We start from the raw sequence: 11,079 nt of genomic DNA on the forward strand, positions 1-11,079 counted from the left end.
AGCACGCCGGACAACGAAGAAGTCGTCCTGCCCAACAGCGTGGTCATGACCAACAGCATCACCAACCGCTCTTCCCTGCCCCTGTGCCGCGCCCAAGTCGTTGTCGGCGTCGACTACGCCTGCGACTTGAAAGCCGCCAAAGCCGCCGTATTGAGAGCGGCAACCGAGCATCCATTATGTGTTCAAACCGAAGAACGACCTGCCGTCGTATACATTACCAACCTTGGCGACAGCGCCATCGAAATTACCCTTTGGGCGTGGACGCAAGAAGAAAATCTCGGCCCGTTCCGATTCGCCCTGAACGAGCAAGTGGTTGAAAACCTGCGCGAAGCCAACATCAACATCCCATTCCCACAATGTGATGTCCACCTCATTCAGCCGAAAGACTGATTTCAGCTTTCAGGCCGTCTGAAACCCGGCGGGTCAAACGCCCGCCCCATTCCACCATTTCCATAAGGAGCCGCCATGTCCCATCTGCAAACCATCGCCGATCACCTGACCAGCCGCCGTCAAACCGTTACCTGCGCCGAGTCCTGCACCGGCGGCCTGCTTGCAGGTGCGCTGACCTCACTCTCCGGCAGCTCGCAATGGTTTCATCAAAGCTTCGTCACATACAGCAACCAAGCCAAACAGGACCGCCTCGGTGTCATGCCCGATACCTTGCTGAAACACGGCGCGGTTAGCCGCGAGACTGTCTATGAAATGGCACGCGGCGCAAAAGCCGTGGCGCAGGCAGATTACGCCTTGAGTATTTCAGGCATCGCTGGCCCCGGCGGCGGCAGCGCGGCCAAACCGGTCGGTACAGTCTGGTTCGGCCTGGCCACGCCTGAAGGCTCGTTTGAGCAAACCGCGCTTTTCACAGGCGATCGCGAAGCAGTAAGGGCGCAAGCCGTCGAATACGCATTGGCTTTCTTGGCGGAACATTTGGTTTGATAGAAAAAACTCAGGCCGTCTGAAATCTGGAAATCAGGTTTCAGACGGCCTTTTTATCTATTCAAACCATCGGCGGATTTATACGCCCAAAAGCTCTTTGCCGAGGAAGCTGCCTTTTTCGACACCCGGCAAGACGAAGAAATAGCCGCCGCCAAACGGGCTGATGTATTCCTCCAGCGGCTCGCCGTTGAGCAGGTTTTGCACGAAGATGAAACCGTCGGCAAGGTTGGCCTGATAGCAGATAAACACCAAGCCGACATCGAGCTGGCCGTTGGCGGCGAGGCCGCGCGAGTAGTTGAAGGCGCGGCGGTAGAGCAAGTGTTTTTTCATGAACTCAGGATCGCGCGGATTGGCAAGGCGCATATGGCTGTCTTTGGGCGTGATTTTGCCGTCAGGGTCTTTGGCGAAATCGGCGGTGTCGCCCTCTTTTTTACCGTCCATGGGCGCGCCGCTGTATTTGCGCCGGCCGAAAATATCGGTTTGTTCCTGCATCGGGGTGCGGTCCCAAAACTCGACAAAGTGACGGATGAGGCGGACGGCCTGATAGCTGCCGTTTTTCGCCCATGCCGGTTCGTCCAAGCTGTTGGCGGCAACGCCCGTCCACAGGACTTGATCGGCGACTTTGGGATCTTCGACTTTGGGATTGCCTGAGCCGTCGCGGAAACCTAAAAGATTGCGCGCGGCAATGGCGCCGGGTTCGGCTTTAGGGAGCCAACCGTCTATGCTCCAGCGGATGACGGCAAACTGGGCGGTGTTTTTGATGATGTCGCGCAGGGCGGCTTGACAGGTTTCAGGGGAAAACGCGCAAATTTGCAGGCTGAGGTCGCCGTCGCACCAAGATTTTTGGAGTTTGTCGTTAGGAAAGTCGCGCATTTCTTGTAGGTGTTTCGGCTTTTTGTCTTTGAGGCCGAAGCGATCGTCAAAGAGGCTGCTGCCGACGCCGACGGTAACCGTCAGCCCATCGGGGCGGAATTGTTTGCCGAGGATGCCGCTGCCTGCAGGCGGGAGTTTGTCGTCGCCGTCTTGGTATTCGCCGCCTTGGGTGAGGAATTCGATGCGGGCGGTCAGTGTGCGGAACAGGTTTTCAAGTTGTTTGGCGTCTTTGGCGGTAACGTCAAAGGCACACATGATGCCGAAGAGCTGGTGTGGCGTAACGATGCCTGCCTGATGCTCGCCGTAACACGGATAGGCCAGCTCGGAATGTTGGTTGTTTTGGGTTTCGGCGGCGGCTTCGCCTTGTTTTTTACCGGCAAAATAACCGGCAACGCCGATGGCGCCGGCGGCAAGGGCAGTTTTGAAAAGGGTTCGTTTTTCGGGTTGTGCCGGTTGTTTGTTTTGGCTCATGGTCTGCTCCTTGGCAGGGAACGGAAAGATTGCAATCGTGTGAAGTAAGGTTGGTTTTCAAGCATATTTTGTGTGGACGACAATAAGATTCAGACGACCTTTCAATATCCAAAGGCCGTCTGAAAACGCGTTATCTTATTTCAAACCCAAAATGCCGCGCAGTTTGGCCAAGTCTTCTGCCAAGGCATTAATCGGCGCCTGCAGGGCTTTGCGGTCTTCTTCGCTCAATTTGTCGTACAGCTCGAAACCGTTCGGGGTTTTGTATTTCGCCAAAATGTCTTCAACCTGTTTGAAGTTGGCATCGGTTTTTTCCAACAACGCTTTGTCTTTGGCTTCGATCAGCGGACGGAACAAATCAACGATTTTTTTGGAGCCTTCCACATTGGCTTGGAAGTCGCTCAAGTCGGTATGGCTGTAACGGTCTTCTTCGCCGCTGATTTTGCTGCCGGCCACTTCTTCAATCAGTTCGGACGCGCCGCCGACCACCTTACCCGGAGGAAACGCCAATGCGTCGATTTCTTTTTGCAGTGCTTCGACATCGGTCATCAGTTTGGCTGCAATTTCCTTCACGCCGGATACGTCTTTTTCTACCCAAAGGGCGTGTTCGATACGGTGGAAGCCGGTAAATCCGGCATCTTTCGCACCGTCTTTGAAGTCGTCTTCACGCGCATCGATGACGGGGTCGAGTTCGCTGAAAAGCTCGGCAATCGGTTCGATACGTTCGTAATGGACGCGGGTGGCGGCAAACAGGGATTTGGCCTTTTCAATGTCGCCGGCTTTAACGGCTTCGGTAAAGGTTTTGGTTTTCGCCACCAGCTCTTTAACCTCGCCTTGAACGTAAGCTTTATAGTCGGCGAGCGGTTGGGACAGTTTTTCCAAATCCGCTTCGTTGGCAGTGTCTTTGAAGCCGCTGTCGGTAACAATCAGCTTACCGCGCGGATTGGTCAACAGGCCGCAAGTCATTTCATATTCGCCCGGCAGCAGGGTAACGGTCATTTTGTCGGATAAACCCGGGGCGATGTTTTCACGCTCGTCCACCACCATCACGCCTTTCAGGATTTCCCATTCCAGCTTGCGGCCACTGTCGTTTTTGATGTTGAACACGACTTGGCCGCTGGGGACGGTCAATTCCATCGGTTCGCAGGCAGTATCGTTCACACCGATATTGACCGAACCGTCGGCATTGGCGGCAGCGGATGCGCCTGAAGCGGCAGGCGCGGCTTTTTCGGCTTCAGGCGGCTGACACGCGGTCAAACCCAGAGCCAACGTTACGGACAAAGCAGTCAGATTGAATTTTTTCATTTTCATTCCTTTTTATTTAGTTAACGTTTTTGCCGGCGCGCTGCCGCGCAAAAACCAAATCATGACGGGAACCAGATACAGCAGCCAAATCAGGACTTCGCCTTCGGTCGGGTGGTCGGTATAGCCGAAGAAACCGCCGAGCAGCACGCCTAAAGGGCTGTCTTCATGCAAATATTTCGATGTATCAAAAGCGATGTCCTGCATCACATTCCATACGCCGGCCTCATGCAGCGCGCGAAACGAACCGGCCAGCAGACCGGCCGCCACCACAATCAGAAACGCGCCCGTCCAACGGAAAAACTTCGCCAAGTTCAGGCGCATACCGCCCTGATAAATCAGCGTACCGATGACAACCGCCACCAACAGCCCCAACACCGCGCCTATCGGCATAGACCACGTCGGACTTTGCTGGAACACGGCCAGCAGGAAAAACACGCTCTCCAAACCTTCGCGCGCCACAGCCAAAAATGCCATGCCGACCAAGGCCCAACCCTGGCTGCTGCCGCGGTTCAAGGCCGACTGAACAGAATCCTGAAGATGCTGTTTCATCGAACGTGCGGCCTTTTTCATCCACAAAATCATGTACGTCAACATCGCCACAGCCACCAGGCCGATAACGCCGACCACCAATTCCTGTTCTTTTTGCGGAATCTCGCCCGTAACGGAATGAATGCCGTAACCGATACCCAAACACATGGCCGCAGCCAAAAACACGCCCAGCCAAACCTTCGGCATCAGCTCGCTGTGTCCCGACTGTTTCAAAAAACTGGCAACAATGCCGACGATCAGGGCAGCTTCGATGCCCTCGCGTAGCATAATCAATAAAGCAATCAGCATAAAAAACTCTAAAGTGAAACGTTCATTTGTTAACGCATTTATAACGCTTTATGTTTAATAATGCAAATTATTTTTATTTTTTAATAACCCTATATTTATTAAGATTTTTTAAAAGAAAATAACGAACGTAATCAATAAAAACTAAAAGGCCGTCTGAATTTTATTTTTTCAGACGGCCTTAAAAACAGTAACTAATTGTAAATAAATAATAAAAAAGTTCCATAGTATGAAATTCTCTATCAGTTATATTTTCAAAATTTATCAAATTTAAAAGGTTGATTTACAACAAAAATTAAAACCGCCTTATCTTTTATAGTTGGCATATTGCTGGTGCAATCAGCAATCCATGACATAACAAACGCATAACAAAGGAACCCTCCTATGCCACGTTTAAAACTCCACCAAATCGCTTTGGCTTTGGCCGTTTCTGCCGCGCTGACCGCCTGCGGCGAGAAAACGGCTCAAACAACCGAAACTCCTCAAGCTGCTTCTGCCGCGAGCACTGCCGATGCTGCCGCAAGCACCGCCGCCGTTTCAGCCCCTCAAAATTCTGCCGATGTTTCTGACGAAGACAAAGCCCTGTTGGAACGCGCGCAAGCTACGTTCAAACCTTTGCCTGACCTAGCCGAAATGCAAAAAGTCCGTCCGTTTACCGAAGAACAAGTCAAACTCGGCCAACAACTTTGGTACGAAAACCGCCTGTCCAAAGGCAACACCGTCAGCTGTAACTCTTGCCACAACTTGGCAACTGCCGGCGTAGACAACATGCCAACCAGCGCGGGCCACAAAAGCCAATTCGGCGGCCGTAACTCCCCAACTGCCCTGAATGCCGCCTTGTTGGGCAGCCAATTCTGGGACGGCCGTGCCGCCGATGTGGAAGAACAAGCCGGCGGCCCATTGCTCAACCCTGTTGAAATGGCCAACGCAACCGAAGCCGATGCCGCCGCCAAAATCGCCGGCATTCCCGAATACCAAGAGAAATTCAAAGCCGCATTCCCTGAAGACGGCGCGGTTTCCTTCAAAAACATCACCACCGCATTGGGCGCGTTTGAACGCACCCTGCTGACCCCGACCCGTTGGGACGACTACCTCAAAGGCAACGTATCCGCCCTGAGCGAACAAGAACGCAAAGGCGTACGCGCATTTATGGACAACGGCTGTATCGCTTGTCACAGCGGCGTTAACTTGGGCGGTACCATGTTCCAAAAATTCGGTTTGGTGGATGGTCCTTACTGGAAACACATCGACGATCCTAAACACGACAAAGGCCGTGCGGACGTAACCAAAAAAGCCGAAGACGAATTCTTCTTCCGTGTTCCAGGCTTGAGAAACGTTGAGCGCACCTATCCATACTTCCACAACGGTAGCGTTTGGGAATTGGATAAAGCCGTCAACATCATGGCGAAAGCTCAATTGGGTAAAACCCTGGCTCCGGAAGAAACTGAAAACATCGTTGCCTTCTTGAAAGCCCTCTCCGGCAATGTTCCTGAATCTGCCCGAACCATGCCTGAGCTGCCCGTCTCCCACGATGTCAAATCCCAACCTGACAACAAATAAGGTTTAGCGCAAAACAAAGGCCGTCTGAAAATCCGTTTCAGACGGCCTTTTTGTTGCCGGCCATATGGGCGCATTTGTTTCACGATTCCACACAATATGGTAATCTTGAGCCGATTTTCACCATACATCCGAAAGGAACATCATGAGCCTGATTATTGAAGACTTGCAAGAAGGCCACGGCAAAGAAGCCGTCAAAGGCAAAGAAATCACCGTACATTACACCGGCTGGTTGGAAGACGGTACCAAATTCGACTCCAGCCTCGACCGCCGTCAACCGCTGACCATCACTCTGGGCGTCGGCCAAGTGATTAAAGGTTGGGACGAAGGCTTCGGCGGCATGAAAGAAGGCGGCAAACGCAAGCTGACCATTCCTTCCGAAATGGGCTACGGCGCACACGGTGCCGGCGGCGTGATTCCTCCGCACGCGACCTTGATTTTTGAAGTCGAGCTGCTGAAAGTGTACGAATAAGCATTTGACGCTTCAAAAGACCGAGGCCGTCTGAAACCCGAAGTTTGGTTTTTTAGACGGCCTGTTTTTATCAAGATTCGGTATAATGCCCTCTTTTACAAGCAAACCATTTCCCAAGGAACCCCCATGCTTTTACCCGAACAAGTCAAAACCCTAATTGAAGGCGTTACCCCTTGCGAACACGTCGAAGTCGAAGGCGACGGCCATCACTTCTTCGCCGTAATCGTTTCCTCCTCATTTGAAGGCAAAGCCCGCCTCGCCCGCCACCGCCTGATTAAAGACGGCCTCAAGCCGCAACTCGAAAGCAACGAATTGCACGCGCTGTCTATTTCCGTTGCCGCCACTCCGGCCGAATGGGCGGCCAAACAGGCTTAATTTGGAATCAAATAAACGGCCGTCTGAAAACTTTTCAGACGGCCTTTTTCATACATATTAAACAGCGTAGGCAATCGATACAAACGCCAAACCGCATTCCACAATACACAATCGCAATGTAAACCCTACCGGAAACAGCAACCAAACTAGCCCTGCCGTTTCGGGAAAAACTGCACCACATTCTCCCCTTGCGGCAACACCAATTTCTTCACGGCATGGCCGTATACGGTTTCAAGCGTGATGTTCAGACGGCCTTCGTTGGCAAAAATCTTATCCACACATTCCTTGGCCGCTTGCGGATTGCTGAACTTCAACGCATTCCACAATCCCAAGGTTTCCATGTCCTGCCAAAACGTCCCGGCTTTTTTATAGCTCAACTCAAGCTTGGCCGTGTCGGTTACCGGATCGTAAAAGCCGTTGTCGGCGAGCATATCGCCCAAGTCGTGCATATCAATCAACGTGGGCGCTTCGCATTCGATGCCTTCATGGTTCAGACGGCCTGTCAGCTCGCTCAGGCTGTCGCGGCCAAAGTGTGTGAAAAACAATAATCCGTCGGTTTTCAAAGCAGCGGCCCAGTTTTTCAATACCGGCAAAATATCGTCGGCGCGGCTGAGGCTGAGGTTGGCCCACAACATATCGGCGGATGCTTCAGGTAATGGCGCGGTCAGGGCTTGGCAATGCTGCGGGATGGTTTTGCCGGTCAGCTTCTGCCAAAAACCGCCTTTGCGCGCGGCGGCGGCGGTTTTCAAAAAATCGGCATTCGGATCGTATTCTTCAAACACGGCGTCGGGATAACGCGCGGCCAGCAGGCTGCGGCTGATGTCGGCATCGGCACCAATCAGCATGATGCGTTTGGGTGCATTGCGGACCAGCTGCAGGCGCTCGTCGGTGTCTTGGGCGAGATGGCGGTGAATCTGCCAGCGTTTGTCTTGTTCGGTCATGGTGGGTCGTGTCAGCGGGCTTTGCCCGGCAATGTTTTTATGGTTTAAGTCTGTTTCAGACGGCCTTTTCGACAAAATTGCGGTAAATTTCGGCAAATTCGTCGGCATGGCTTAAAAAGGGCGCGTGTGCGGCTTTGTCGATAAGGACCAGCTCGCTGTCGCTCAAATGGCGGTGTAAATATTCGCCCATGCGCGGCGGCGTGATGGCATCTTTCTGTCCAAACACCAGCAGTGACGGCGTTTGAATAAGCGGCAACAGCGGACGCGCATCGGCATGGTTGACCGCTTCAAGCGCGGCCTGTAAGGCGGAAGGCGTGCCGCAGCGCGCCAAATCGGGCAATACGCGGTTTAAGATTTCGCCTGAATGCGGCGTGTGCAACAGTTGCAGTTGTAGAAACTGTTTAATATGTTTGGCATAATCCTGCTGGAATGCGCCGACCATCTTGCCCAAGGCAGGTTGCGCCAAGCCTTCGGGATAATCCGTGTCGGCAGTCAATCGGGCAAAACTTGCCGTCAGGCAGAGCGATTTGATTTTGTCGGGATAAAGCGCGGTCAGATACAGGGCAACCAGTCCGCCCAGCGACCAGCCGAGAATGTGTGCCGGCGTGTCGATTTGTCCGGCGAAGGCTTCGGCAACGGCGGCAATATCAAACGGTTCGGCAAAAGGCGCATCGCCGTGTCCGGGCAAATCAAGCGCGCGGACGTCCCAATCGGTAGGCAGGCGCGGTATCAAATCGTCGAATACATGGCGGTTCGCCGCCCAACCGTGTATCAGATAAACTTTTTTGGCGGAGTGTGGCATGAATGTTCTTTCTTGGTGGCGCAGTTTGAAACAGCTCAATGCGCGACGTTGCGTATTATGCCACGATTCCGTTTCAGACGGCCTTTGCCGAGGCTGCGCAAACGATTTGACGGAATATTTTATCGACGCGGCACAAAGCTGCCCTTTGTGTTTCCGCCATGTCGCAGGCGGGGCAGTGTGCGGCAGTTGTCAGAAAAAGCCGCCCGCATTTGATAGAATGTGGGCCTCGCTGTATTACGAACCACCCGTCAGCAGCATGATACGCGAGCTGAAACACTTGGCCGATTTGGGCATGAGCCGGCCGTTGGCGGATTTGATGGGCCAAAACGCACCGGACTGGCTAACGACGGAACACTTCGATTTCGTCCTGCCCATGCCTTTGAGCAAAGAGCGGCGGCTCAAGCGCGGATTCAACCAAAGCGAGGTGTTGACGGATATTTTGGCAAAACGCTACGGCTGGACGCTGCTGCCGCGCCACGCGGTTTTCAGACGGCACGGCGAGCCGCAAAGTACGCTGAAAAGCGACGAACGTCGGCGAAATATCAAGAATGCATTTAAAATCAAAGCCGAATTGCCGAAGGCGTGTAATATTCTGTTAATTGACGATGTCTTCACCACCGGTTCGACTTTGGACGAATTGGCGAAAACGCTGAAAAAATCAGGCGCAGGCCGGATTTGTTGTTGGTCTTTAGCGCGGCCGCCAATGAAAAAATAGCTTAAAGTTTTTGACACCCATGGAACATTTCGGCATTATGCCACTCTATAAGTGATTGATTTATATGTTTACCATAGTTTTGTACCAACCCGAAATCCCGCCCAATACGGGCAATATCATCCGCCTGTGCGCCAATACCGGTGCCGATTTGCACTTGGTCAAGCCGCTTGGTTTTCCGCTGGATTCGTCCAAAATGAAACGTGCGGGTTTGGATTATCACGAGTTTGCCAAACTGACGGTACATGAGAATTTCGAAGACTGCCTCAAGGCCCTTGAAGGCCGCCGCATTTTCGCGCTGACCACCAAAGGCTCTACCCGCCCCGACGAAGTTTCCTTCCGCGAAGGCGACGTGTTGCTGTTTGGTCCCGAAACGCGCGGCCTGCCTGCCGAAATTCTCGACAGCCTGCCTGCCGGACAAAAAATCCGCCTGCCGATGATGCCCGGCAGCAGGAGCATGAATCTTTCCAATACTGTCGCTGTGATTTTATTTGAAGCATGGCGGCAAAACGGTTTTGCCGGCGGCGTATAGCAGGCCGTCTGAAACCGCTGCGTTATCAACTCAAGAACGGAACCCGTTTTGACTTTTACCAAAAAAACCCTCCTTTTCTTAGCCGCCGCCACCATCGGCGTCCTTTCCATTAATGCCGCCGTCGCCGACAGCGTGGTCCGAGTCGAAAAACTGCATCCTTCTGCCAACCGCAGTTATAAAGTTGCCGGCAAACGCTACACGCCGCTGACCAAAGTTTCCTTTTTCAGCCAAACCGGCAAAGCCTCATGGTACGGCAACCAGTTCCACGGTCGTAAAACTTCCAGCGGCGAGCGTTACAATATGAACGCCCTCTCCGCCGCCCACAAAACCCTCCCTATTCCCAGCTACGCACGCGTGACCAATATGCAAAACGGCAAAAGCGTCATCGTCCGTGTCAACGACCGCGGCCCTTTCCACGGCAACCGCGTCATCGATGTTTCCAAAGCCGCCGCCCAACAATTGGGTTTCATCAACCAAGGCACGGCCAACGTCAAAGTTGAGCAAATCATCCCCGGCCAAACCGCCGCTCAAACCATTATTTCCCCAAACAACAAAGAATTTTTTGTTGATTTGAAATCCTTCGGTACCCAACGCGAAGCACAGGCTTATTTGAACCAAGCCGCACAAAGCCTGCCGTCAGACAGCAAAGTCATGCTTGAAAAACGCAACTACGAATACGTTGTCAAAATGGGTCCGTTCAGCAGCCAAGAACGTGCCGCCGAAGCAGGAGAACGCGCCCGTCATCTGAACCTGGTATCCGCCATCTGATTTCGTCCGCGTTACCGCTGAAGTTTGATACAATACAAGGCCGTCTGAAACCCGATTGCAAGGTTTCAGACGGCCTTTTTTAATCACAGGGAAACACCATGATCAGCAGGCTTACAGGCAAATTGATTGAAAAAAATCCGCCGCAGGTCGTTATCGACGTCAACGGCGTCGGTTATGAAGCCGACGTTTCCATGCAGACTTTCTACAACCTGCCCCCCGTTGGCGAAACCGTCCATCTCTACACCCAGCTTGTCATCCGCGAAGACGCGCATTTGCTGTTTGGATTCGCCTCAGCCGAGGAACGCGCCACCTTCCGCCAACTGGTCAAAGTCAGCGGCATCGGTGCCAAAACCGCATTGGGCATTTTGTCGGCCATGAATGCCGACGAGCTGGCGCAAGCCATCGCCGAAGAAGACGTCAAACGCCTCTCCTCCGCCCCCGGCATCGGCAAAAAAACCGCCGAACGCATGGTGTTGGAACTGCGCGGCAAACTCGTATCCCATACCG

The 11,079-nt window shown here is 53.1% G+C and carries 13 protein-coding genes and 1 pseudogene; 9 read left to right on the forward strand and 5 right to left on the reverse strand.

Features of this window, described 5'->3' with window-relative positions:
* Both Q1M25_RS05070 and Q1M25_RS05075 read left to right on the forward strand, forming a co-directional pair.
* A pseudogene (locus Q1M25_RS05070) lies at positions 1 to 390 on the forward strand (mechanosensitive ion channel family protein); the annotation flags it as partial.
* Between the two features lie 75 nt (positions 391 to 465).
* A complete protein-coding gene (locus tag Q1M25_RS05075; RefSeq protein ID WP_300482437.1) occupies positions 466 to 933 on the forward strand; it encodes a CinA family protein in 468 nt (155 codons plus the stop codon).
* A gap of 78 nt (positions 934 to 1,011) precedes the next feature.
* Here Q1M25_RS05075 and efeB read toward each other — a convergent pair whose 3' ends face one another.
* The 3 genes from efeB to efeU form a co-directional block, all read right to left on the reverse strand.
* Positions 1,012 to 2,277, reverse strand: a complete 1,266-nt coding sequence (efeB, locus tag Q1M25_RS05080) for an iron uptake transporter deferrochelatase/peroxidase subunit (RefSeq protein WP_070504079.1) — start codon at positions 2,275 to 2,277, stop codon at positions 1,012 to 1,014.
* A gap of 135 nt (positions 2,278 to 2,412) precedes the next feature.
* On the reverse strand, positions 2,413 to 3,579 hold the full coding sequence (efeO, locus tag Q1M25_RS05085; protein WP_300482441.1) for an iron uptake system protein EfeO: 1,167 nt from the start codon (positions 3,577 to 3,579) through the stop codon (positions 2,413 to 2,415).
* Between the two features lie 12 nt (positions 3,580 to 3,591).
* Complete coding sequence (gene efeU / locus Q1M25_RS05090; protein ID WP_137041370.1) at positions 3,592 to 4,416, reverse strand: iron uptake transporter permease EfeU; 825 nt, start codon at positions 4,414 to 4,416, stop codon at positions 3,592 to 3,594.
* 381 nt (positions 4,417 to 4,797) lie between these two features.
* Here efeU and Q1M25_RS05095 point away from each other — a divergent pair, with 381 nt between their 5' ends.
* From Q1M25_RS05095 to Q1M25_RS05105, 3 genes are all read left to right on the forward strand, one after another.
* On the forward strand, positions 4,798 to 5,973 hold the full coding sequence (locus Q1M25_RS05095; protein ID WP_300482446.1) for a cytochrome-c peroxidase: 1,176 nt from the start codon (positions 4,798 to 4,800) through the stop codon (positions 5,971 to 5,973).
* A 139-nt stretch (positions 5,974 to 6,112) separates the two neighbouring features.
* Positions 6,113 to 6,442, forward strand: coding sequence for an FKBP-type peptidyl-prolyl cis-trans isomerase (locus Q1M25_RS05100; RefSeq protein WP_094192864.1), 330 nt, complete (start codon positions 6,113 to 6,115; stop codon positions 6,440 to 6,442).
* Between the two features lie 126 nt (positions 6,443 to 6,568).
* Positions 6,569 to 6,817, forward strand: a complete 249-nt coding sequence (locus tag Q1M25_RS05105) for a BolA family protein (RefSeq protein ID WP_003686612.1) — start codon at positions 6,569 to 6,571, stop codon at positions 6,815 to 6,817.
* Between the two features lie 146 nt (positions 6,818 to 6,963).
* Here the strand turns inward: Q1M25_RS05105 and Q1M25_RS05110 are convergent, their stop codons facing one another.
* Positions 6,964 to 7,758 carry a class I SAM-dependent methyltransferase gene (locus Q1M25_RS05110; RefSeq protein WP_107696827.1) on the reverse strand — a complete coding sequence of 265 codons (795 nt, stop codon included), beginning with the start codon at positions 7,756 to 7,758 and terminating at the stop codon, positions 6,964 to 6,966.
* A gap of 55 nt (positions 7,759 to 7,813) precedes the next feature.
* Positions 7,814 to 8,560, reverse strand: a complete 747-nt coding sequence (gene bioH, locus Q1M25_RS05115) for a pimeloyl-ACP methyl ester esterase BioH (protein ID WP_107696826.1) — start codon at positions 8,558 to 8,560, stop codon at positions 7,814 to 7,816.
* Here bioH and Q1M25_RS05120 point away from each other — a divergent pair.
* The 4 genes from Q1M25_RS05120 to ruvA all read left to right on the forward strand — a co-directional run.
* Positions 8,559 to 9,275 (forward strand): ComF family protein, encoded by a 717-nt coding sequence (locus tag Q1M25_RS05120; RefSeq protein ID WP_300482454.1) that lies wholly within the window; start codon positions 8,559 to 8,561, stop codon positions 9,273 to 9,275. The two genes, bioH and Q1M25_RS05120, sit on opposite strands and share 2 nt — an antisense overlap.
* Before the next feature lie 64 nt (positions 9,276 to 9,339).
* Positions 9,340 to 9,804 carry a tRNA (uridine(34)/cytosine(34)/5-carboxymethylaminomethyluridine(34)-2'-O)-methyltransferase TrmL gene (gene trmL / locus Q1M25_RS05125; RefSeq protein WP_036492475.1) on the forward strand — a complete coding sequence of 155 codons (465 nt, stop codon included), beginning with the start codon at positions 9,340 to 9,342 and terminating at the stop codon, positions 9,802 to 9,804.
* A gap of 48 nt (positions 9,805 to 9,852) precedes the next feature.
* Positions 9,853 to 10,572, forward strand: a complete 720-nt coding sequence (locus tag Q1M25_RS05130) for a septal ring lytic transglycosylase RlpA family protein (protein WP_300482458.1) — start codon at positions 9,853 to 9,855, stop codon at positions 10,570 to 10,572.
* 98 nt (positions 10,573 to 10,670) lie between these two features.
* On the forward strand, positions 10,671 to 11,079 hold a 409-nt coding region (gene ruvA, locus Q1M25_RS05135), incomplete at its 3' end, for a Holliday junction branch migration protein RuvA (RefSeq protein WP_300482461.1).

The sequence above is a fragment of the uncultured Neisseria sp. genome (assembly GCF_951230505.1).
GTDB lineage: Bacteria > Pseudomonadota > Gammaproteobacteria > Burkholderiales > Neisseriaceae > Neisseria.

Bases quoted from the DNA above. Each gene is read 5' to 3' on its own strand.
- Q1M25_RS05075 (WP_300482437.1), top strand. From the start codon at position 466: ATGTCCCATCTGCAAACCATCGCCGATCACCTGACCAGCCGCCGTCAA.
- efeO (WP_300482441.1), bottom strand. From the start codon at position 3,579: ATGAAAAAATTCAATCTGACTGCTTTGTCCGTAACGTTGGCTCTGGGT.
- Q1M25_RS05120 (WP_300482454.1), top strand. From the start codon at position 8,559: ATGAATGTTCTTTCTTGGTGGCGCAGTTTGAAACAGCTCAATGCGCGA.
- Q1M25_RS05110 (WP_107696827.1), bottom strand. From the start codon at position 7,758: ATGACCGAACAAGACAAACGCTGGCAGATTCACCGCCATCTCGCCCAA.
- Q1M25_RS05095 (WP_300482446.1), top strand. From the start codon at position 4,798: ATGCCACGTTTAAAACTCCACCAAATCGCTTTGGCTTTGGCCGTTTCT.
- efeB (WP_070504079.1), bottom strand. From the start codon at position 2,277: ATGAGCCAAAACAAACAACCGGCACAACCCGAAAAACGAACCCTTTTC.
- bioH (WP_107696826.1), bottom strand. From the start codon at position 8,560: ATGCCACACTCCGCCAAAAAAGTTTATCTGATACACGGTTGGGCGGCG.
- Q1M25_RS05105 (WP_003686612.1), top strand. From the start codon at position 6,569: ATGCTTTTACCCGAACAAGTCAAAACCCTAATTGAAGGCGTTACCCCT.
- efeU (WP_137041370.1), bottom strand. From the start codon at position 4,416: ATGCTGATTGCTTTATTGATTATGCTACGCGAGGGCATCGAAGCTGCC.
- trmL (WP_036492475.1), top strand. From the start codon at position 9,340: ATGTTTACCATAGTTTTGTACCAACCCGAAATCCCGCCCAATACGGGC.